Source organism: uncultured Alcanivorax sp., from assembly GCF_947258575.1.
In the GTDB taxonomy this organism is placed as follows: domain Bacteria; phylum Pseudomonadota; class Gammaproteobacteria; order Pseudomonadales; family Alcanivoracaceae; genus Alcanivorax.
Window position 1 is genome coordinate 182444 of the sequence record NZ_CAMYIV010000005.1, and the last position, 19621, is coordinate 202064.

General features: G+C 60.8%; 20 protein-coding genes. 11 read left to right on the forward strand and 9 right to left on the reverse strand.

Annotated elements, in window-relative coordinates; translation table 11 throughout:
- Positions 1–47 precede the first annotated feature (47 nt).
- A complete protein-coding gene (locus Q0Y02_RS05845) occupies positions 48–521 on the forward strand; it encodes a hypothetical protein (protein WP_297765690.1) in 474 nt (157 codons plus the stop codon).
- Between the two features lie 238 nt (positions 522–759).
- A complete protein-coding gene (locus tag Q0Y02_RS05850; protein WP_297765693.1) occupies positions 760–2811 on the forward strand; it encodes a BCCT family transporter in 2052 nt (683 codons plus the stop codon).
- 125 nt (positions 2812–2936) lie between these two features.
- Here Q0Y02_RS05850 and Q0Y02_RS05855 read toward each other — a convergent pair whose 3' ends face one another.
- From Q0Y02_RS05855 to Q0Y02_RS05870, 4 genes are read right to left on the reverse strand one after another with little or no spacing between them, the layout of a single operon-like run.
- Positions 2937–3686 (reverse strand): DUF2894 domain-containing protein, encoded by a 750-nt coding sequence (locus tag Q0Y02_RS05855; protein WP_297765721.1) that lies wholly within the window; start codon positions 3684–3686, stop codon positions 2937–2939.
- Positions 3679–4350 (reverse strand): OmpA family protein, encoded by a 672-nt coding sequence (locus tag Q0Y02_RS05860; protein WP_272997207.1) that lies wholly within the window; start codon positions 4348–4350, stop codon positions 3679–3681. Before Q0Y02_RS05860 ends, Q0Y02_RS05855 begins: the two co-directional genes overlap by 8 nt.
- Positions 4350–6614 carry a DUF802 domain-containing protein gene (locus Q0Y02_RS05865; RefSeq protein ID WP_297765728.1) on the reverse strand — a complete coding sequence of 755 codons (2265 nt, stop codon included), beginning with the start codon at positions 6612–6614 and terminating at the stop codon, positions 4350–4352. Before Q0Y02_RS05865 ends, Q0Y02_RS05860 begins: the two co-directional genes overlap by 1 nt.
- A complete protein-coding gene (locus Q0Y02_RS05870) occupies positions 6611–7387 on the reverse strand; it encodes a DUF3348 family protein (RefSeq protein ID WP_297765731.1) in 777 nt (258 codons plus the stop codon). Before Q0Y02_RS05870 ends, Q0Y02_RS05865 begins: the two co-directional genes overlap by 4 nt.
- Positions 7388–7631: 244 nt before the next feature.
- On the opposite strand from Q0Y02_RS05870, the gene Q0Y02_RS05875 reads away from it, so the two are divergent.
- Positions 7632–7826: a hypothetical protein gene (locus tag Q0Y02_RS05875; RefSeq protein WP_297766142.1), complete on the forward strand. Its 195-nt coding sequence runs from the start codon at positions 7632–7634 to the stop codon at positions 7824–7826.
- Positions 7827–7880: 54 nt separating this feature from the next.
- Here the strand turns inward: Q0Y02_RS05875 and Q0Y02_RS05880 are convergent, their stop codons facing one another.
- Both Q0Y02_RS05880 and Q0Y02_RS05885 read right to left on the reverse strand, forming a co-directional pair.
- Positions 7881–9443: a phospholipase D family protein gene (locus Q0Y02_RS05880; RefSeq protein WP_297765733.1), complete on the reverse strand. Its 1563-nt coding sequence runs from the start codon at positions 9441–9443 to the stop codon at positions 7881–7883.
- 19 nt (positions 9444–9462) lie between these two features.
- A complete protein-coding gene (locus Q0Y02_RS05885) occupies positions 9463–9780 on the reverse strand; it encodes a hypothetical protein (RefSeq protein ID WP_297765735.1) in 318 nt (105 codons plus the stop codon).
- A gap of 193 nt (positions 9781–9973) precedes the next feature.
- On the opposite strand from Q0Y02_RS05885, the gene Q0Y02_RS05890 reads away from it, so the two are divergent.
- The gene (locus tag Q0Y02_RS05890) at positions 9974–10255 is read left to right on the forward strand and encodes a hypothetical protein (RefSeq protein ID WP_297765739.1); all 282 of its coding nucleotides are present in this window, start codon (positions 9974–9976) and stop codon (positions 10253–10255) included.
- 312 nt (positions 10256–10567) lie between these two features.
- On the opposite strand, the gene nhaD is transcribed toward Q0Y02_RS05890, so the two are convergent.
- Positions 10568–11803: a sodium:proton antiporter NhaD gene (gene nhaD / locus Q0Y02_RS05895; protein WP_297765742.1), complete on the reverse strand. Its 1236-nt coding sequence runs from the start codon at positions 11801–11803 to the stop codon at positions 10568–10570.
- A 264-nt stretch (positions 11804–12067) separates the two neighbouring features.
- On the opposite strand from nhaD, the gene Q0Y02_RS05900 reads away from it, so the two are divergent.
- From Q0Y02_RS05900 to Q0Y02_RS05915, 4 genes are all read left to right on the forward strand, one after another.
- Positions 12068–13348, forward strand: a complete 1281-nt coding sequence (locus Q0Y02_RS05900) for an imelysin family protein (RefSeq protein ID WP_297765745.1) — start codon at positions 12068–12070, stop codon at positions 13346–13348.
- A gap of 105 nt (positions 13349–13453) precedes the next feature.
- Positions 13454–14848, forward strand: coding sequence for a di-heme oxidoredictase family protein (locus tag Q0Y02_RS05905; RefSeq protein ID WP_297765749.1), 1395 nt, complete (start codon positions 13454–13456; stop codon positions 14846–14848).
- Between the two features lie 21 nt (positions 14849–14869).
- Positions 14870–15892, forward strand: coding sequence for an imelysin family protein (locus Q0Y02_RS05910; RefSeq protein ID WP_297765752.1), 1023 nt, complete (start codon positions 14870–14872; stop codon positions 15890–15892).
- Positions 15893–15933: 41 nt separating this feature from the next.
- Entirely contained in the window at positions 15934–17043 is a 1110-nt protein-coding gene (locus tag Q0Y02_RS05915) for a DUF1513 domain-containing protein (RefSeq protein ID WP_297765755.1), read from the forward strand.
- 146 nt (positions 17044–17189) lie between these two features.
- Here the strand turns inward: Q0Y02_RS05915 and Q0Y02_RS05920 are convergent, their stop codons facing one another.
- On the reverse strand, positions 17190–17582 hold the full coding sequence (locus tag Q0Y02_RS05920; protein WP_297765758.1) for a hypothetical protein: 393 nt from the start codon (positions 17580–17582) through the stop codon (positions 17190–17192).
- 126 nt (positions 17583–17708) lie between these two features.
- Positions 17709–18119 (reverse strand): helix-turn-helix domain-containing protein, encoded by a 411-nt coding sequence (locus tag Q0Y02_RS05925; protein WP_297765761.1) that lies wholly within the window; start codon positions 18117–18119, stop codon positions 17709–17711.
- Positions 18120–18199: 80 nt separating this feature from the next.
- Here Q0Y02_RS05925 and Q0Y02_RS05930 point away from each other — a divergent pair, with 80 nt between their 5' ends.
- Genes Q0Y02_RS05930 through Q0Y02_RS05940 form a run of 3 tightly spaced genes read left to right on the forward strand, consistent with a single transcriptional unit; the run spans position 18200 to position 19616 of the window.
- On the forward strand, positions 18200–18541 hold the full coding sequence (locus Q0Y02_RS05930) for a DUF3703 domain-containing protein (protein WP_297765764.1): 342 nt from the start codon (positions 18200–18202) through the stop codon (positions 18539–18541).
- A complete protein-coding gene (locus Q0Y02_RS05935; RefSeq protein ID WP_297765767.1) occupies positions 18541–19173 on the forward strand; it encodes a cation diffusion facilitator family transporter in 633 nt (210 codons plus the stop codon). Before Q0Y02_RS05930 ends, Q0Y02_RS05935 begins: the two co-directional genes overlap by 1 nt.
- Positions 19167–19616 (forward strand): hypothetical protein, encoded by a 450-nt coding sequence (locus Q0Y02_RS05940; protein WP_297765770.1) that lies wholly within the window; start codon positions 19167–19169, stop codon positions 19614–19616. The genes Q0Y02_RS05935 and Q0Y02_RS05940 overlap by 7 nt, the downstream gene beginning before the upstream one ends.
- Positions 19617–19621 lie beyond the last annotated feature (5 nt).

Genomic DNA, 19621 nt, shown 5'->3' on the forward strand with positions numbered 1-19621 from the left:
GGCCCGGCAACACGATGACGCCCCATGACGCTGCGAAGAACACGCTGATGATGGATGTCCTGTTGTTCCGGCTGGCAATAGTCGCCTGGCTGGTGTGTGCCATTGCTCCCGTCGATGGCACCTGGTTTGCGGGTGTCGGGGTGTTCGTTGTGTCGATGATGGGCAGCGTGGTGATGCTCGCCAACCTGACGCCGGATTATGTAGATAGTCTTGGTGAGATGCTGGGTCTTCTTGCTCTTCTGATGCCCGGGTATAACCTGATTTTTTTATGGGGGTTGTGGCGCTTCTCTTCGCTGGGGCCGCATCCCTGGTCAGGATGGAATCTGCTGCTTTACGCCTGCTCCCTGCATGCGTGTTTTTATGCCTTCGCGTTTTTTGTTACCCCTTCTGATGTATCGCTGACTGTTACTGCTACAGGGATTCGCTGGGTGTTTGCGATCTGGTCCGGCTCGCTACTGTTGTTGGCGTTGGCTTTTCTGGTACGTTGTTATCGGTTACGTCGGTTATTGCGTGAAGGATAAATGAACGTTTCCTGCTCCGGTTTAGTATCAAGCCTGTGATTCATCATATCGGATCATGGTTCATGCTTGCCGCAGGAGCGCCGCTCCTGCAGTAAAGGCAATGTCATTCCGGATTAATAAATAACAGGATTTAAAAAACCGTTGGGCCCATCTTTGCTAGCATGAGGCCGTTGTCAGTTACGGAGAGTTGCTACCGGCATTCTCCAGTCGCCAACCCTGTCATCATGGATGAAATGCTATGACGGAAAAACGCACCCTCCCCACCTCGACGATTCTGCTACCGGTTTTTATTCCGGCTGTGGTGGTATCGCTTCTGCTGATTATCGGCACCATCAGCGACCCGGAACGGGCTGGCGAAGCCTTTAACACGGCGCAAGCCTGGATCACCTCGAATTTCGGCTGGTTTTACATGCTGTCGGTAGCGCTGTTCCTGATCTTTATTGTCGGTGTGGCGATGACTCGCTGGGGCAATATCAAGTTGGGGCCGGATCATTGCGAGGCGGAATATTCATTCCCGGAATGGTTCGCCATGCTGTTTTCCGCCGGTTATGGCATCGCCTTGCTGTTCTTCGGGGTGGCGGAGCCCGTGCTGCATTATGCGGAGCCCCCGGCCGGGGCGGCAGAAACGGTGGATGCGGCCAAGCAGGCCATGCAGATTGCCTTTTTCCACTGGGGTTTTCATATCTGGGCGATTTACGGCCTGGTGGGTCTGGTGATGGCCTATTTTGCCTTTCGCCATGGTTTGCCGTTGTCCATGCGGTCGGCGTTTTACCCGCTGATTGGTGAACGAATTTACGGGCCGATCGGTCATGCCATCGATGTGTTCGCGATTCTTGGCACCATGTTCGGTATTGCCACCACCCTCGGTTTGTCCGCCGCACAGATCAACGCGGGGCTGAATTATCTGTGGGGTGTGCCGGTGGCCACCTGGGTGCAGATTACCGCCATTGCCATTGTTACCGCTCTGGCCACCGTGTCGGTGGTGGCCGGGATGGACAAGGGTGTGAAGCGCCTGTCGATTCTTAACATGGTGCTGGCCGTGGCGCTGATGGCGTTTGTGTTTGTGGTCGGGCCGACCATTCATATCCTGGAAAGTTTTCTGCAGAACACGGGTAGCTATTTAAGCGGCATTGTCGAACGCACCTTCAATCTGCAGGCCTATACCCACAGCGACTGGATCGGTAACTGGACCCTGTTTATCTTCGGCTGGACCATCGCCTGGGCGCCCTTTGTCGGGCTGTTTATTGCCAAGATTAGCCGTGGCCGTACCATCCGCGAGTTTGTGGTGGGGGTGATGCTGGTGCCGTCCCTGTTCACCTTCCTGTGGTTCTCCGTATTTGGCGATACCGCGCTGAACATGATCATGAATGAGGGGGTGACCACCCTGGTCGGAGATGTGCAGACCGACAAGGCAGTGGCCCTGTTCAAGTTGTTTGATGAACTGCCATTGTCGTCGTTTATTTCCTTTCTGGCGGTGCTGTTGATTATCACCTTCTTTGTGACGTCTTCGGATTCCGGCTCCCTGGTGGTGGACTCGCTGGCTTCCGGCGGGGTGCTGAATACCCCGGCCTGGCAGCGGATTTTCTGGGCGGTGCTGGAGGGGACCATTGCGTCGGTGTTGTTGCTGGCTGGTGGCTTGCAGGCGCTGCAGACCATGACCATTGCCAGCGCCTTGCCCTTTGCCATCATTATTATTCTGGCTGCCGTGGGCATGTGGCGGGCGTTGGTGATTGAGGGGCATCGCGAAACCAGCTTGCAAATGCATATGGCGACGCGCCGTCACCTGACCGGTTCCCAGTGGCGCCATCGTCTGAAAGGCATGATGGACTTCCCTGGCCGCGACAATGTGGAAAGCTTCATTCGCGGTAAAGCCATGCAGAGCATGGAAAAGGTGGTCAAAGAGATGAAGGAGTCCGGCTGGGATGCCAGGGTGGTGTTCGATGAGAGCCTGATCCGTGCCGAGCTGCAGGTGGAACGTGAAGGGCATGTGGGCTTTGTTTATGACATCCGCCTGGTCAGCCAGCCGGTGCCCGGCTTCGTAACGGCGGGGGGCGCTTCCACGGTGATGAAAGAGGAAAACTATTACCGGGCGGAAGTGTTCCTGCGTCGCGGTGGCCGTTCCTATGATGTGTTCGGTTATGACGAGGATGACATCATTCGCGATATTCTCGACCAGTTCGAAAACTACCTGCATTTCCTGGATCTCACTCCGGGCAAACTGCCCTGGGAAATGGGTGAGCACGATGATCTGCTGCATCCGCCGGAGGATGAAGGGAAAGAAGATCGGTAAGTCTGATACTGTCGGTAAAGAAGGCCGGCAGTTTTGTATGAGCTATGCTTGCATGGCGAAAGGTGTTCGGGTTCGCCATGCGAGCATGGCTCCTACGGTGGTTTGAATAGACGCGTGAGCGGCGGTCAGGAGGGACGCCGCTGCTTGGCCAGTTTCTCCAGCCACATCAGGGTATCCACCTGGGTGACCAGGTGATCCAGATAGGCGGGGGAAAGATCGCGCAGGGTTTCCAGGGCGCTTGTGACCAGACGGTGGGAATTGAGCGGGCCGGCGTCGCTGGGGGTCTGATGGATAGCCTGAGCGATGCGTTGGCGTTTGCGCTGACTTTGCTGTGTGGCGCGGACCTGACGCAGGGCTTTCAGCTCCCGTGGGCCGCTATTGTCTGTCGGCGTTGCCGGAGTAGTGATGCCGTGCCGGGCCAGTACGCTCTGTTCCTGCTGGCGTAGCAGGGCGGTCATCGGGTCTCTGTGGTCGTCGTCTTCCTGTGGTGTCTGGTTGGCATAGCAGGCGTGCAGGGCGGCAAACGCAGAAGGGTCTTGCTGCCGTTGACGGGCGCGCAGATGGCGCAGCAGTGCTTTCAGATCCCCTTTCTCCCGCATGGCGGCCACGGGCTCACTCAGCGCCTCCTCGGCCAGTTGCGCATCCACCCGGGCACTCTCGGCCTGAAACGCTTGCTGAAACTCTTCCAGCGCTGTGGCCAGCCGTGTCAGCGGCGTGGGGCTGACACGTGTCAGGGTGCCAAGACGCTCGGCCTGGGCTTCCAGGTAGCGAAAGCGAACCGGGGCAAAGCGGGCTGCGCCCTGATCGCGCAGGCTCGCCAGCTGTTCGGTCATGGCACTGAGCGAGGGCGTGTTGAGGCTAGGAGCATCAGCCATTGCCGTCGGCTCCTTCTGCCTGGCTGGCATGCTGGGCGGTACTGACCTTGGCGCCCTGGCGGGGCACGGTGGTCAGTTCTACCCGGCGGTTCTGGGCCCGGGTGGTATCGCTGTCGTTGGGCACCACCGGCTGGTGGGGGCCGAAGGCGGCGGCGAACACCTGGTCAGCGGGCATGCCCTGGTTGATCAGGGTGCGCGTTACGGTGAGTGCCCGCTGGGCAGACAGGCCCCAGTTGTCCTGATAACGGCGGTTGCCACGCTGAATCGGCAGATCATCGGTGAAGCCGCTGACCATCAGTAGTTCGTCGTGCTGGTCGAGAAACACCTGCAGCGGCTTGGCCAGATCGCGCAGCAGTTCCTCGCCCTCCGGCTGTAGCTGGTCCGAGTTGAGCTGGAATAACACGCTGCCGCTGATGCCGATGCGGCCATCGCGGAAGGTGACCCGGCCACTGGCCAGGGGGTCGGCCAGCGCCTCTTCCAGGGCCTGGCGGCGCTGCTCTTCGGCCACCCGCCGGGCCTTTTCCTCTTCCAGTGACTGGCTCAGCTCCAGCTGGATGCCGATGACCCACACCAGCACCAGCACCAGAATGCCCACCAGGGCAGCCATCAGATCGGAGAAGATGGCCCAGACGGATGAGCTGTCGCTGTCGTGAAGATCGTCCATCAGTTGACCTCGCTGGTCGGGCGTTCTTCGCTGTGGGCGTCGTTGCCGTTGGCGCCGCTGTTGGCGTTATTGAGCGTACCGAGGGCGTCGATCACTTCCTTCTGCGAGGCCATGCTCAGTTCGATTACCTCGCGGGCCTGCTCCACGTAGTAGTTGAGCTGTTCGTCGGCCCGGGCGGAGGACTGTTCCAGACGACTTTCCACCTGTTGCAGGTTGTCCAGCAGCTTGTCGTTGGCGTCGCTGAACACCTGCACGGCGGTGGCGAAGGCATCGCTGAGGCTGGCCACTTCGGCGGCGCTACCGGACACATCGCCGGCCACCTGGTCGAGCTGCTCGCTCTGTGCGCTGACCTGCTGGGCGAAGGTGTCGCTGACCTGGGTCAGGGTGTCGCTGGCGGTGGTGATCAGGGTTTCGATGGCATCCCGTTGGGCGCCAGCCGCATCGCGCTGACCGCTGAGCAGGGTGTCCAGCTCGGCCATGATGCGGCGGCGCTCTTCCAGCAGCTCGTTGTCCCGTTCGCTGCTGCGGGTCATTTCCTCGCGCAGGCGGCTGATCACTTCTGCGGCCGCTTTCGGAGTTTCCGAGGCGGTTTCGATCAGGCGGGTCATGGGCGCTTCCAGGGCGGTGCCCAGGCGGCCCAGGTGCTCGCTGACGGTGCCTTCCAGCTGTGCCAGGCGCTCGCTGGCGGCCTCGCTGCGGCCGGCTTCCGCGTCACGCAGGGCAATCAGTTCCTCGCGCACGGTGGTCACCAGGGTCTCCAGGCCGGTTTTTTGGCCGTCCAGCAGGCCGGTGGCGCTGTCCTGGAACTGGCTGTTGTGCGCGCTCAGGGCGCTGCGCAGTTCGCTGATCAGGGTGGTGCCGGAGGCCTGCTGCGCGTCGATGCCGTCGCGCCACTGGGCGGCGGCCTGATCGCTGACTTCACGGAACTGGCCGGTGACGGCGGTGAGCTGCTCTTCGCTGGTGCGGGCCAGCTGCTGCTGGGTCTCGCGCACTTCCTGCAGCAGGCTGTGGCCGGTGTCTTTCTGCTCGGCCAGGCCCTGTTGCCACTGTTGCAGAGCCTGCTCACTGGCGCTGCGGAATTGCTCGGCGATGGTTGCCAGTTGCTGTTCGCTGGCGTTGCCCAGCTCTGCCTGGGTGCTGCGCATCTGTTCGAGCAGCTGGCTGCTGTTGTCCCGGAACTGGTCGTGGTGGGCGGCCAGGGAGGTGCTGATATCGTTGACCAGCCGGGCGCTGGTCTGCTGGTGCTGCTCAAGCCCGTGCTGCCAGTGTTGGGCAGCGGATTCGGTGGTCTGGTGGAACCGCTCGGTGAGGGTGGCAAGCTGCTTTTCGGTAATGGCGTTGAGGCTCTCGTGGGTGCCCTGCACCTGCTGGCTCAGGTCGGCCAGGGATTGCTTCATGATCGGCTGGATGTTTTCCACCGCCAGGCGGCTGCTGTCCGCCAGGGTTTCCTTCAGCGACTGGCTGACGGAATCCGCCAGGGTGCGGTACTGGTCGGTGAGGGTGTGGTGGAAATCCTGCTGGTTGCGGGTCAGGGACTCGCTGAGCTGTTCGCCCATCTGCTCCATGCGCCCGGTGAGCCCCTGCAGGGCGTCGACCAGCTCCGGGAAGATGCGGGATTGATCCTGCAGGGCGGTGTAGGCGGACTGACGCTGGTGATCCAGGGAGAAGGCATGCAGTTCCAGGTCCACCCGGTCGTCCAGCTTGCGCGATACGGTCATGCGGTCGCGGCGGCACAGGGCGGCGCTGAGGCCCAGCATGGCAGAGGCGGCCACACCGGCAATGGAGGTGCCGAAGGCCAGGCTGAGCCCGGCGATGGGGGCGGCCAGGGCGCTGCGGATGGCGGTGAGTTCGCTGCTGCCATCCAGGGCGGTGGCGGCCCCTTGCAGGGTGACGATCATGCCCACGAAGGTACCCAGCAGGCCCAGCATCACCAGCAGGCCGGTGAGGTAGGGGGTCAGCTGGGGGCCGGGCAGGGGCGCCGGGTGGCCGTCGATGCGGCGGTGCACCGCGTGGCGCAGGCTGCCGGGCAGGGCCTTGAGCCAGTGAGTCAGGCCATCGCGGCTTTCCGGCAGGTCATCGAGCTGCCGGTCCAGGGTGGCGGTGGTGCGGCGAAAGCGCACCAACTCGGCAAAGCCCAGGGTATAGGCGGCGGCGATGATCAGGGTCACGGTCAGGGCCACCGGGTTGCTCAGAAAGGTGGCGGCGATCCAGACCACGGCAATGGCGCCGAGGAGAAAGGGGACAGCAAAAAGAAAGCGTCTCATACGGTCTTGCTTACCTCGTTATGGGTGGACTGGTTGCCCGTCGCATCGGCGACAAGGGCGTCCAGCAGGCCGAGTATGGGTTCCTGGCGGGCGTCCAGCTCGGCAAGTAACAGCAGTTGCAGTTCACGCCGGAACTGGCTCAGCCACCCCTGTGGGGCGAGCCAGTCTTCGACGGTATGAAAGGGATCACGGGTGTCCCAGAGTGTGTGATAGCGTTTTTCCAGAAAACCGGGCAGGGCGCCGAAGCAGTGGCGCACGTAGCCGCTCAGGCTTTGTTCAAATACCGCATCCAGTTCCGCCAGCCGGGCCATGGCCTGGCTGTGGCCGCTGAGGATACGGCGGGCCCGCTGGCGCAGGTTGCTGAGCCCGGCAATCATCTGCCGTTGATGGGCCTGATAGAAGCGTTCGTAGGCACCAAAGGTGGGGCGTTTGTCGGCCTGGGCGTCGTCCTTGAGCGGCGGCAGGGGAATCACCGAGGCGGCTTTTTCCCCGGCGAAGCTGCGGCTCAGGTGGGCCAGCAAGGCGTCGCGGCTTTTCAATAGGTCCGCCTGCAGGCGCTCGGCGGCGTCCGGGCTGGCCTCGAAGGGACCTTTGGGGCGGTATTGATTGGCACCGTCCAGAGCGATGGCATCGGACAGATCGAACAGCCGCCCCAGACGCTCGGCAAAATCACCGTGGCTGGCCCGGGCCGCCTTGCGATCCAGCTGTGTCAGCAGCGCCACCAGGCGGCTGCCGGCGGGGCCGGATTGTGAAGGTGCGTGCGTCCTATGCATTCTCTTGGTTATCCATACTGCAGGGTGTTCTGGAGCGAGCCGGCCATTCTAATCGGGAAAGGGCGGGGATGATAATGCGTCTGTCGGTTGCGCGCTGCTGGCGATGGCAAGGTTGGGGTGGTGAAATGGGTTCAGCTTGGGTGGCGAGCTGCGCCGCTATCGTTGGTGTGCGGGGCGAGTCGCTATCGGAGCCTGTCGGCTGGAGGAGAATCCGGTAATGCAAACAACACGGATAATAACGGTGATGCTGCTTCTCGCGGGCTGCCAGCCCATGCCGGGTAGCGATCGTGACCAATATTGCTGCCTGGGTTCGGCGGGGTATCAGTGGTGTCCGGCCAGCGATTCCTGTGAGCGGCCCTGGGAATTGGCGCAAGAGAAAGGCTTTGAGCGCAGCCTGGCGGCCTTTGATGAATACTGCATGGGCCAGACTCAGCCATGAAAGGTAAGCCGCTCTTTTTTGGCAGCGCGCCAGCCTGTTTTCGGAGCGTACGGTTTAAATCTGCGACTCAATCGGTACCCAGGACAATAGCCAGACCCGAAACCGTTGCCAGCGAGAGGTTTCCGGATCGTTTTCACGGATAACGGCGTCGCCGTTATCCGTTGCCTGCCATTGCAGTTTTTGTTCTTCATTGAGAGAAAGTTGCCAGGCGGAATCGGCGGCGACCCAGCGATCAAACAACTGGCTGAGTTGCTGGTTGAGCGCTTCGCTTTCAATCAGCAGACCGACTTCCGTGTTCTGTATCAACGAACGGCCATCCAGGTTGACCGAGCCGATAAAGCTGCGGTCGTGGTCAATGACAAAGGTCTTGGCGTGCAAGCTGGCGCGGGACTCCCCCTGGAACCAGCGCATGCGTTGACGCTGCCCGGCTTCGGCGCGAAGTTCCCACAGGCCCACGCCACTTTCCAGCAGCGGTTTGCGGTAGCGCGAGTAGCCACTATGCACGATGGCCACATCGGTGGTACTCAGGGAATTGGTGAGAATGCTGATGTCCACGCCGGCGGCTTCCTTGTCGCGAAACAGGGCGACACCGCGTTTGCCAGGCACAAAATACGCGGAACTGATCTGCAGCCGCTCTTCGGTGCTGTCCAGCATTCTCTTGAGGTCTTCCACCAGGAAGGTGTCCCGCGGTGTGTCGGTATGTGAGAGAGCCTTGCCCGGAGGGTCGGCATAAAGGATTGCCGTACCCCATTCCAGGGGGACTTCCCCGGCCACCAGTTTGCGAGCCAGGCTGGAGCCCCGCAGGGCATCGACGAACTCGCTGTCACGCTGTTCGACCAGGAAGGCGTGCAGGGCCTCGCGCGTTTGCGCCAGGGACATGTCCGAATTCTCTGCATCCAGTACCCGATCCACCGGCAGAGAGGCCTCGCTGTTCCAGTAGTCGTCGAAACTTTGCATGCCGGCCTGAACCACCGGCCCAGTGGTCAGCACATCCACATCCTGGAAATCCAGATGCGTATTGGAAAAGTATTCGTCACCCAGGTTGCGACCGCCGGCAATCATTACCAGGGAATCAGCCAGCATCAACTTGTTGTGCATGCGGTGGTTGGTGCGCCCGAAAGTGAAGGCCATTTCCATCAGCCGCAGGGGGCCGCCCCGGGCCTTGACCGGATTGAACAGGCGGATCTGGATGTTGGGATGGTCGTGGAGGGTGGCCACCAGAGGGTTGTCCACGCGGGTGCCCAGATCATCCACCAGCACGCGCACTCGTACGCCCCGGTCTGCCGCTTCCAATAGCCGGCTGATAATGATTCGCCCAGTGGTGTCGTTACTGAAGATGTAGTACTGCAGGTCCAGGGATGCGCGGGCGGTTTCAATCAGTGATACCCGGGCAATAAACGCGGAAAGGCCATCATGCAGTAAATAGAAACCGGACTGATGATCTTGCCGGCGGTCGCCAAGAGCGGCTTGCGTGGCATCGACCAGGGGCCCCTGTGTCGGGGGAGGGAGGGCGCCGCTGTGTAGCCGCTCACCGGGGTGGAAACTGTTGCAGCCATGGAGAAAGGCGGCAACAACAATCAGCGTCAGACGAACAGAGAGAGTGAGGGTGGGGTTCATTCCTGATCAGCAGGACGAACTAGTCGTCCTGCTCGTCCTTGTCGTCCATATTGCGCGAGGCGGTGCGGGCGTCTTCCAGAGCCGCAAACTGTTCCGAAATCAGTGAGCCCACTTCCTGATTGACCTTGCGAATGGTGTCGTACACCAGGCCGATGGTCTTGCGCTGTTTCTCTTTCAGATTGCTGGCCCGTTCTTCAAACAATCCCAGTTTTTCCAGTGCGTCGAAGGGCAGGCTGGCGATATGCTGGTGTACCTCTTCCACGGTGGTGGCGCCATCGTCGATGGCTTCCTGAATCATGTCCTTGAGCAGTTCTGCTCGTTCAGCGGTTTTTTTCATTACCTGCGTGGCCTGTCAGTGAAATCATTTCCAGCAATGTAACGGAATACCCGGGATGCAGCCACAATTGTGGTGTCTGCGCTGACCGATTGTCCTACGTAATACACCGTTACAGGGTGCTGTCTTGACCCTGAGGGAACAATCGGGCCAATCTGGAACCGCATTCATGCAGCGACTTCAAGGAGTCATAATCATGGAAAATGCCAAGCAGATGCTTGCCGACATCAAGGGCAAGCTGGATGAACTGGAAGCGGAACTGGAGCAGCTGGAAGCCCGGGGTGTCGGTGCCAATGGGGATTCCAGCATAGAAGCGGAGCGCCACCAGTTGGCACTGCAGGATGTGCTCACCGATTTGCAGCAGCGTATTGATGAATACCATGAGCTGGCCGACATGGATGCCGATGGCCAGGGCAACTGGCAGCAACTGGATAGCGACCTGAAAGATCTCAATAGCGACCTTTATGGCGCCAACTGAATGTTCGCTATGTAGGCCGGGCAGTGTCGCCTTGCCATGAAGAGAACACGCCCTCCGGTCTCCATTGACCGGCTCCTGTCATGATGGGGCGGGTTATCCGTGCGCAAACGCCGCCGTCGTGTTTCACCACAGAGTGCACTGAGTAAAAATCATCACTTTTTTCTGTGTGTAGGGTGGATTAGCCGTAGGCGTAATCCACAAGCAACTCGCAATCGGTGGGTTACGCCTACGGCTAACCCACCCTACATTTACCTCGAAGAAACGGGGTTTCCCTCAGTGAACTCTGTGCCCTCTGTGGTAAAACAGATTTCCCTACATCACCAGCAATTGCCCCAGCCCCAACACGGCCACAAACCCCACGCTGTAGGCCACCAGCAGATAAAGAAAATAGCGCAGGTAGCTGACGAAGGTCAGCGCTTCCACCTTGCTCATGGCGATCACCCCGGCGGCGGAGCCGATCACCAGCAGGGAGCCACCCACGCCCACCGAATAAGTCAGTGACAGCCATTCTGGCAAGGTCATGTCGATACCGGAATTGAGCAGGGCTGCGGTCAGGGGCACGTTGTCGAACAGGGCCGAGGCGATTCCCACCAGGAAGTTGGCGGCCACCGGCGGCATCAGATCATACAGCGCCGGGAAGTAGGCCAGCATCCCCAGTTCCTTGAGCATCCCCACCAACAGCAAAACGCCCAGGAAAAACAGCAAGGTATCGAATTCGATCTTGCGGATATATTCCAGTACCGGTTCGTCCTTGTTGAGGAACTGCACCACCAGGAACATCAGCGACAGGCCGAACAGGAAGCACAGCACCGGCGGAATGCCGAACGCCACGTTGGCGCCAATGGTGCCTACAATGGTGGCGAAGAACAGCACCGCAATGACCTTGTCGCCTCGATCAATGACAGTCTCCTGTTTCTTGATCACTACCTCGCCGCTGAGCCCCAGCGACAGCATGCCCGCCAGTACGGCAACCGCACCGGCGGCAGGCAGGCTGAGCAGAAGCAGGTCGGGAATTTCCACCTTGTCCGCCAGAAAGATCATCAGCGTGGTGACGTCGCCGGTGATCAGCGCAGTACCGCCCGCATTCACCGAGAACACCACCAGGACCACATAGCGCAGCAGCTTTTCCGCCGGTAGTTTCAAATTCATCAGCACGGCAATGCACACCAGGGTGGCGGTGATGTTGTCTGCCAGGGAGGAGAACAGGAAGGCGAACAGGCCGGTGAGCAGCATCAGCTTGCGTTCGCTGATGCGGGTGGGCAGCAGGCGGTTGACGATGCTGTCGATAATGCCCTTGCCGGACAAGTAGGCGACGAAGGTCATGGCGGCCATCAGGAACAGCCACAGGGTGGCGATATCCAGCAGGTTTTCGTCCAGCCGTTCCATCAGGACGTGGTGGCTCAGGTGGGCCGGCGGGGCGATGAAATACAGCAGCCAGGCCAGGGAGCCGAAGAACAGAGTGGTCTTGGCCTTGTCGATGTGGACCATGTCTTCGACGACGATGGACAGAAAACCCAGTGCGACCAGGATCAGTAAAACGGTGCTCATGACGGGCCTCTCTCACGGCAGGGAGGTGTTGAGGGTGAGGGCGGCGGTATTCTAGGCCCTTTGTGAACCCGGTTCACCACTAATCCCGCTTTTATTTACTGTGAACGCCCCGGGCATGAAAAAAAATCCCCATGAAAGAGCAAATTTGCTGCCTTGCCCCTTTAAATTAATGCGAATAATTCGCATTATTGTGTCCTGACGTTTTTGGGTGCCCCTGTGACTGGCGCCTGTTCACTTGCCGTTACACGATATTCGAGGAATTCCATGCTGTCCCGCGTCTCTACCGGGGGCCTGTTGCTGGCCTCTCTGCTGCTCTCTGCCTGCAGTGATGAACCCGCTGCCACCCCGGCTCCGTCCTACGACGAGGCCCGTGCCCGGCTGGTGATCAACCACTATGCCGATCTGGCGCTGGCTGCCTACAGCGATGCCCTGAGCGAGGCTCGCGAGCTGCGTGGGCAGATTGACGCCTTGCTGGCGCAGCCCAATGAGCAGACCCTGGCGGCGGCTCGTCAGGCCTGGCGCGATGCCCGGGTGCCCTACATGCAGACGGAAGTCTTCCGGTTCGGCAATGCCGTGGTGGATGAATGGGAAGGCCAGGTGAATGCCTGGCCGCTGGATGAAGGCCTGATTGATTACGTGGACGACAACTATCAGGCGGTGATGGGTAACCCGGGCGCCCGCGCCAATATCATTGCCAGCCAGTCGTTGAAGATTGGCGAACAGCAGCTGGATCTGAGTGAGCTGAATGCCGATCTGCTGGCCAGCCTGAACGAGCTGGGCGGCTCTGAGGTGAATGTGGCCACCGGCTATCACGCCATCGAATTTCTGCTCTGGGGCCAGGATTTGAATGGCACCGATGCCGGTGCCGGCGAACGCCCGGCCACGGACTTTGCCATCGGCGACAATGCCACCGGGGGCCACAACGACCGTCGCCGCGACTACCTGACCGTGGTCACTGATCTGTTGATCCGTGATCTGGAAGCCATGGTGGCTGAATGGCAGCCGGGCCAGGACAACTATCGCGCCGAACTGGCGGCCGACAGTGTGGAAAACGGCCTGCGCAAGATGCTGTTCGGGATGGGCAGCCTGTCCCTGGGCGAGCTGGCCGGTGAGCGCATGAAGGTGGCCCTGGCCGCCCATTCGCCGGAAGACGAGCACGATTGCTTCAGTGACAACACGCACTTCTCGCACTTCTATAACGCCAAGGGCATCGAGAATGTCTATCTGGGTGAGTACCAGCGGGTAAACGGTGACACCCTCAGCGGCCCGTCCCTCAGTGATCTGGTGGCTGCCAGCGAACCGCAGCTGGACGAGGCGCTGAAAGCCGACCTGGACGCCAGTGAGGCGGCCTTGCAGGCATTGGTCGATAGTGCCGCCAGCGGCGTGCATTTCGATCAACTGATCGCGCCTGGCAATGCCGAAGGCGCGGCCATCGTGAACGGGGCTATTGACGCCCTGGTGGAACAGACCACCCGCATCGAGAAGGCGGCCCTGGTACTGGATATTCAGGCCCTGAATCCGGATACCGCCAATCACAGTTTCTGAAGCATCGTGTTTCACAGCGACAGGGCAGAGAAGGGCTGCTGCCCTTCCTGACCCTGGAAGCGTGGCGCCTGCGGCTGCGCATCAAGACAGAAGGATATTCATACCTTGCGTTATCTCCTGCTGACTCTGGCCACCCTGCTCGCCGCCTGCGACCAGGGCCCGAGTTTTACCGAAGCGGAACCCGGCGAGCACCTGTCAGCCGGCGAGGGCACGGTTACCAAGACCGACCAGAACGCCTTTTCCCTGCCGCTGGCCAACCTGTCGCCATCGCGCCGGCTGGACTTCAGTGTCGGTAACAGTTTCTTTCGCAACCCCTGGGTGATTGCCCCGGCGTCCACCGATGCCCGGGACGGCCTGGGCCCACTGTTCAACACCAACGCCTGCCAGAACTGTCATATCAAGGATGGTCGTGGCCATCCGCCGGCCCCGGATGCCAAGCAGGCGGTGTCCATGCTGGTACGCCTGTCGGTGCCTGCCAGTGCCACCGACGACCTGACCCGCAGCGGTCTGGTGCCAGAGCCCAACTACGGCGGCCAATTCCAGGATGCGGCCATCCCCGGGGTGTCACCGGAAGGTCGGGTGCGGGTCAGCTATGAGCCGCAGACGATGACCTTTGCCGATGGTCACCAGGTGGAACTGCGCAAACCGCGTCTGGCGTTTTCCGATCTGGCTTATGGAGACATGCACCCCGCTACCTTGTACTCCGCCCGCGTTGCGCCGCCGATGATCGGCCTGGGCTTTCTGGAAGCGATTCCCGACGCCGATCTGCTGGCCCACGCCGATCCCCATGACGAGGACGGTGATGGTATCAGCGGCCGCGCCAACCGGGTCTGGGATCGTGCCACAGGCACCACGGCCATGGGCCGGTTCGGCTGGAAGGCCGGTCAGCCCAGCCTGCGACAGCAGAATGCGGAAGCCTTTGCCAACGACATGGGGCTCAATAGTCATCTGGTACCCACGGATTCCTGCGCGCCCAGCCAGGCAGATTGCCTGGCCATGCCCAATGGCGGTGAGGTGGAAGTCAGCGACAGCATCATGGACAGCGTGCTGTTCTATACCCGCAATCTGGCGGTCCCGGCCCGCCGCAATGTGGATGACCCGCAGGTACTCAAAGGCAAGTCGTTATTCCACCAGGCCAATTGCCAGGGCTGCCATGTGCCCAGCTTTACCACCGGCGCCGATGCCGCAGAACCGGAGCTGGCCGGCCAGACCATCCGCCCCTATACCGACCTGTTACTGCATGATGTCGGCCCGGGTCTGGCCGACGGCCGTCCGGAGTTTCTGGCTAACGGGCAGGAATGGCGAACGCCGCCGCTGTGGGGCATTGGCCTCACCGAGGCGGTGAACGGGCACACCCAGTTCCTCCACGACGGCCGGGCCCGTAACCTGATGGAAGCCATTCTCTGGCACGGTGGCGAAGCCGCCCGCTCCCGGGACGCGGTGCTTAACTTTGATGCCGAACAGCGCGCCGCCCTGTTGGCTTTCCTGAATTCGCTGTAAGGCTTTCACCCTGAGGTTCCCATGCAACGCCTGATAGTGCTGATTACCACCTTGATGCTGGCCGCTTGCAGCAATCCTCGCCAGGAGGTCACCGTGCAACTGGCCAATCAGGTGCTGCTGCCCGCCCATCAGCAATGGCAAAGCCGCAATGCCGCCTTGCTCGATAGCACCCGTGCCTGGTGCAGCGGCGACCAGCCACTGGCCAGCCTGGAGCAGGCCTTCCATCAGACCCAGAGCGCCTGGTCCCGTCTGCAGCCATTGATGGTGGGGCCGTTGTCCGAGGGTAATCGCAGCTGGCAGGTCCAGTTCTGGCCGGACAAACGCAACATGGTGGCGCGCCAGACCGAGGACTTGCTGAATGAATTTGCCGATCTGACTCAGCTGCAACTGGAAGGTGCCAGTGTGGTGGTGCAGGGGCTTACCGCGTTTGAATATGTGCTTTTCGATGAGCAGGCGGCCCTCAGTGACAATCGGGGCCGTTATTGCCCCTTGCTGACGGGCATCGCTCGTCACCAGCTGGCCCTGTCCAATGAGGTGCTTGCCCTGTGGCAGCAGCCCGACGGGATGCTGGAGACACTCACGAGCTTCCCCAATGGGCGTTATGCCAATGCGGATGAGGCGCTGGGTGGCATCCTGCGTGTTCAGGTCACCGGCGTTGATACCCTGAAGAAAAAGCTGGGCACGCCCATGGGGCGGCTCAATAGCGGTGTCCCCCAGCCCTATCAGGCGGAAGCCTGGCGCAGCCGTCATTCCACGGAAAATCTGCTGGCCGCTCTGGAGGGTGCCCAGGCGGTGTGGGAGCGGGTCCGTTCCCTGGTGGGTGATGCCAAGCTGGTGGGGGATATCGATGCGGCCTACAAAAGTGTGCGCGACAAGCTGGCTGCCCTGCCTGCCCCGTTGATGAACATGGTGCAGGACAAGGCCAACCAACCACAGCTGCAGTCTCTGTATGCGGATCTGGATGCACTGGAAAACCTGCAACAGACTGACCTGGCTCGGCATCTGGGAATCCAGATCGGCTTCAACGCCAACGATGGGGATTAGATTCCTACAGCGGGATTTAGCTAGGCTTGTGGAGAGACGAGATGTCACTGACACGACGACAATTGCTGGGTGTTGGTGCGGCGGTAGCTGGCGCTGCCACTCTTGGCGGGTGGGCTCTCTGGTCCGGGCGCGGCCAGTCCCCGTTGCTGCTTTCCGCCCGTAACGATGACGCCGGCCAGCATTATGCCGTCGGTTATTTTCTCGATGGTCGGCGCGCCTTTGCCACCCCGGTGGCAGAGCGCTGCCACGACGTCTGTCGGCATCCTTTTTTGCCTCTGGCGCTTTTCGTCGGCCGCCGCCCTTCCCGGGAAAGCTATCTGGTTGATCTGCGTGACGGCACCCTGGTGCAGACCCTGCACAGTCAGTCGCAACGGCATTTCTACGGTCACGCTGTCTTCCATCGCAGCGGCCAGTGGCTTTACGCCACGGAAAACGACACCGGTGAGCCGGGGCGTGGGGTGGTGGGTCGATATCGGCTGGACAGTCAACGCCTGCAGCTGATTCATGACGGCGAAGTGTCCAGCCATGGTGTTGGCCCCCATCAGCTTGCCTGGCTGCCGGATGGCGAATCCCTGGTGATCGGTAACGGCGGTATTCGCACCGAAGGCGGTAGCCGTGAGGAAATGAACCTGGATGCCATGGCACCGAGTCTGGTGGTCATGGATCGCCACGGTGAACGGATCAGCAAGGAAACCCTGCCGCAATCACAGAACAGCATCCGCCATCTGGCCGTGGCCGCGGATGGAACCGTGATTACCGGACAGCAATACCACGGCGCCCCCTGGGACAGTGTGCCGCTGCTGGCCATCAAGCGCCCTGGCGAAGCGTATCAGCCTTTCCCGGTGGCAACATCTCAGCTGGCGATGATGAAGCAGTACACAGCCAGTATCGCCATTCACAATGAAAAGCGCCTGGTGGCGATGACCGCCCCGCGCGGCAATCGTTTCTTTATCTGGGATCTGGATAGCGCCGCGACCCTGGTGGATGCTGCCATGCCAGACTGTGCCGGTGTCGGCGCCGTGCCTGGCGGCTTCGCGGTGACGTCAGGGCAAGGAAAATGTCGTTACTTCGACTGCACCGGCGGTGCAGTGCAAAGTCACTGGCTGACACTGCCTGATGGCTGGTGGGATAACCATCTCTGGCTAGGGTGATCGGTTTCTTCAGCAAGCCAGAGAGATTGATGGCGGGAGGGGAGTAAAACTCTTCGCTTTGCGAGCAAAGCTCCAACAGCGGGTTTCTGACCAGCATCCGTGGCCCGTTGGAGCCTTGCTCACAAGGCGAAGTTCTATCGTCTGTTTCAATCGTGCCAGTTGGATACCTTGCCGGAACAGACCCAGTCTTTAGAGCCTTTTTCTACCCCGATCCAGTTATAGGTATAGCGGCCATTGGCGTTACTGGTGGACCAGCTCTTGGTATTACCCGCTGAAATTCCGGAGGCGCCGCAATCCTCGGAGCCGTTATTGCGCTCATTGCAGAAGCGGGCATAAATACGGTTGTTGCAGGTGTTGCGGAAGGTGACGGTGAAGCGTCCCTCGGTGTACTGGCTCCATTTGGTGTCGTGCACTTCCATGCAGGGGCCGCCGCGGCTGTTACGGCCATCCCAGCAGGTGTCGTCATCAAGGCTGGAATAATAGTCCGCAACAACAAACTGTGAGGCGAGCAGTGTGGCAAGGCCAAAGGTCCATTTCATGATTTTCCCCTTTTCTGTCCATCGGTTTGACCCGGCGAGTCTTCAACCGGGAATCGTCGTTCCAGGTTAATTGTAGAAACTGGACAGAAAAGAGCTTCCCCCATATGGGGTAAACCGAAAAAAACGTCAGTGGTCACCACTGCATTCCTGGTGATCGCTGAGCACCTCAATGACCCGGCATTCCCCCTCGTGTCCCTGTTCGCACTCTTCGATCATCCGGTCCAGCTCATCACGTAATGCCGTCAGCGAGCGGATACGATTTTGTACGGCGGCCCGGTGGCGGCGGGCGATGCTGTCGGCGTGGCCATGCTGCTCGCTCATGGCCAGCAGCTCGCGAATATCATCCAGGGTGAAGCCCAGCTCGCGGCTGTGGCGGATGAACCGCAACCGTTCGCGGTGCTTGCGATGATAGCGGCGCTGGCCGCCTTCGCTGCGGGCGGGTTCGGGCATCAGGCCGATCTTTTCATAGTAGCGGATGGTTTCCACCTTGCAGCCGGCGGCTTTGCTCAGGGTGCCGATGGAAAAAAGGGTGCTCATGGCGCCTCCGGGGGCTTGAACCTGTAGTCACTATAGCTTTTTTAATGGTGCCATAACGGTAAGGGTTCAAGGAGGCTTTCATGAATGACCGACAGCGACAGGCTTTTACGGCAGCCATGGGAGAGGCGCGGCTGGCTTACCGGCAACGACGCTGGGAGCAGGCGTTTGCGCTGCTGGAGCGGGCCCATGTGCTGGGCCAGAAGCGGGTCGTCCCCCATGTGCAGAGCCACTGGTGGATGCTTAAGGTGGGGCTGCAGCGCCGGGATGCTGGCGAAGTGCGGGGGCAGCTGTTACGTCTGCCGGCGGCCATTTTGATGTCGCGGCTGTGGGTGCCCCTGGGCAATACCGGCGGCGCCAACGTCAGCCCGCTACAACCCATGCCGATTGCCGATGACCTGCGTGAACTGATGGAGATTGACTGATGGGCTGTTGTGATACCGATATCCAGGCCAGTCCGGCACCGGCATATCGCCGGGTGCTGTGGGCGGTGCTGTTAATCAATGCGGTGATGTTTGTGGTGGAGGCGGCCTCCGGGTTGCTGGCGGATTCCCGTGCCCTGCAGGCGGATGCGCTGGATTTCCTCGGCGATACCGCCACCTATGGCTTGACCTTGTGGGCGCTGGGGCAGTCTATGGCCTGGCGGTTGCGTGCCGCCCGGATCAAGGGTTTTTCCCTGCTGATCATGGGCGTGGTGGTGCTGGCCAACAGTATCTGGGCCCTGTGGCAGGGCAGCGCTCCCCAGGGAGAGATGATGATGGGGGTGGCCGGGCTGGCGCTGGTTGCCAATGTGGTCAGTGCCCTGTTGCTGCTGCGTCATCGGCAAGGGGACGCCAATATCCGCTCCGCCTGGTTATGTTCGCGCAATGACGCGCTGGCCAATCTGGCGGTGTTGGTGTCCGGCGGCCTGGTGCTGTGGCTGGGCAGCCGATGGCCGGACCTGCTGGTAGCGCTGGCGATTGCCGGCCTGTTTACCCACAGCGCCCTGTCAATTTTGCGTCAGGTACGAGATGAACAGGGCGGCCAGCAATGCGCGGAGGAAAAGGAGTCATGTTGATCAGACTGGAATTTTCCAGTGCGTTGCCGGTGAGCCGGGCTGCTCTGTGGCAGGACATTACGGCCATGGAAAGGATCAACCAGGAAATGCGTCCCTGGCTGACCATGGGGGCGCCGGCAGGTATCCGGGTATTGCAGGACATGCCGCTGACGCCCGGCAGGCCGTTGTTTCGCAGCCCCATCAAACTGTTTGGCTGGCTGCCGGTAGGGCATTCAGACCTGACGTTACTGTCCCTCACTCCCGGCGAGGGTTTCGTGGAGGCCTCACCCATGACCGGCATGCGAGAGTGGCGTCATCAAAGACGCTTGGAGGATAGCGACACTGGCTGTAGGCTTCTCGACACCCTGGTGTTCGAGCCGCGGGTATTGCCGACAGTCACGTCGGTGATTATTCGCGCCTTTTTCGGCCATCGTCACCGCCGTCTGCGTCGCCGTTACCGCTGAGTTTC

Bases quoted from the DNA above. Each gene is read 5' to 3' on its own strand.
- Q0Y02_RS05935 (WP_297765767.1), top strand. From the start codon at position 18,541: ATGGGCTGTTGTGATACCGATATCCAGGCCAGTCCGGCACCGGCATAT.
- Q0Y02_RS05890 (WP_297765739.1), top strand. From the start codon at position 9,974: ATGGAAAATGCCAAGCAGATGCTTGCCGACATCAAGGGCAAGCTGGAT.
- Q0Y02_RS05855 (WP_297765721.1), bottom strand. From the start codon at position 3,686: ATGGCTGATGCTCCTAGCCTCAACACGCCCTCGCTCAGTGCCATGACC.
- Q0Y02_RS05860 (WP_272997207.1), bottom strand. From the start codon at position 4,350: ATGGACGATCTTCACGACAGCGACAGCTCATCCGTCTGGGCCATCTTC.
- Q0Y02_RS05885 (WP_297765735.1), bottom strand. From the start codon at position 9,780: ATGAAAAAAACCGCTGAACGAGCAGAACTGCTCAAGGACATGATTCAG.
- Q0Y02_RS05870 (WP_297765731.1), bottom strand. From the start codon at position 7,387: ATGCATAGGACGCACGCACCTTCACAATCCGGCCCCGCCGGCAGCCGC.
- Q0Y02_RS05925 (WP_297765761.1), bottom strand. From the start codon at position 18,119: ATGAGCACCCTTTTTTCCATCGGCACCCTGAGCAAAGCCGCCGGCTGC.
- Q0Y02_RS05845 (WP_297765690.1), top strand. From the start codon at position 48: ATGATGGATGTCCTGTTGTTCCGGCTGGCAATAGTCGCCTGGCTGGTG.
- Q0Y02_RS05910 (WP_297765752.1), top strand. From the start codon at position 14,870: ATGCAACGCCTGATAGTGCTGATTACCACCTTGATGCTGGCCGCTTGC.
- Q0Y02_RS05865 (WP_297765728.1), bottom strand. From the start codon at position 6,614: ATGAGACGCTTTCTTTTTGCTGTCCCCTTTCTCCTCGGCGCCATTGCC.
- Q0Y02_RS05920 (WP_297765758.1), bottom strand. From the start codon at position 17,582: ATGAAATGGACCTTTGGCCTTGCCACACTGCTCGCCTCACAGTTTGTT.
- Q0Y02_RS05880 (WP_297765733.1), bottom strand. From the start codon at position 9,443: ATGAACCCCACCCTCACTCTCTCTGTTCGTCTGACGCTGATTGTTGTT.
- Q0Y02_RS05875 (WP_297766142.1), top strand. From the start codon at position 7,632: ATGCTGCTTCTCGCGGGCTGCCAGCCCATGCCGGGTAGCGATCGTGAC.
- Q0Y02_RS05900 (WP_297765745.1), top strand. From the start codon at position 12,068: ATGCTGTCCCGCGTCTCTACCGGGGGCCTGTTGCTGGCCTCTCTGCTG.
- Q0Y02_RS05930 (WP_297765764.1), top strand. From the start codon at position 18,200: ATGAATGACCGACAGCGACAGGCTTTTACGGCAGCCATGGGAGAGGCG.
- Q0Y02_RS05850 (WP_297765693.1), top strand. From the start codon at position 760: ATGACGGAAAAACGCACCCTCCCCACCTCGACGATTCTGCTACCGGTT.
- Q0Y02_RS05940 (WP_297765770.1), top strand. From the start codon at position 19,167: ATGTTGATCAGACTGGAATTTTCCAGTGCGTTGCCGGTGAGCCGGGCT.
- nhaD (WP_297765742.1), bottom strand. From the start codon at position 11,803: ATGAGCACCGTTTTACTGATCCTGGTCGCACTGGGTTTTCTGTCCATC.
- Q0Y02_RS05915 (WP_297765755.1), top strand. From the start codon at position 15,934: ATGTCACTGACACGACGACAATTGCTGGGTGTTGGTGCGGCGGTAGCT.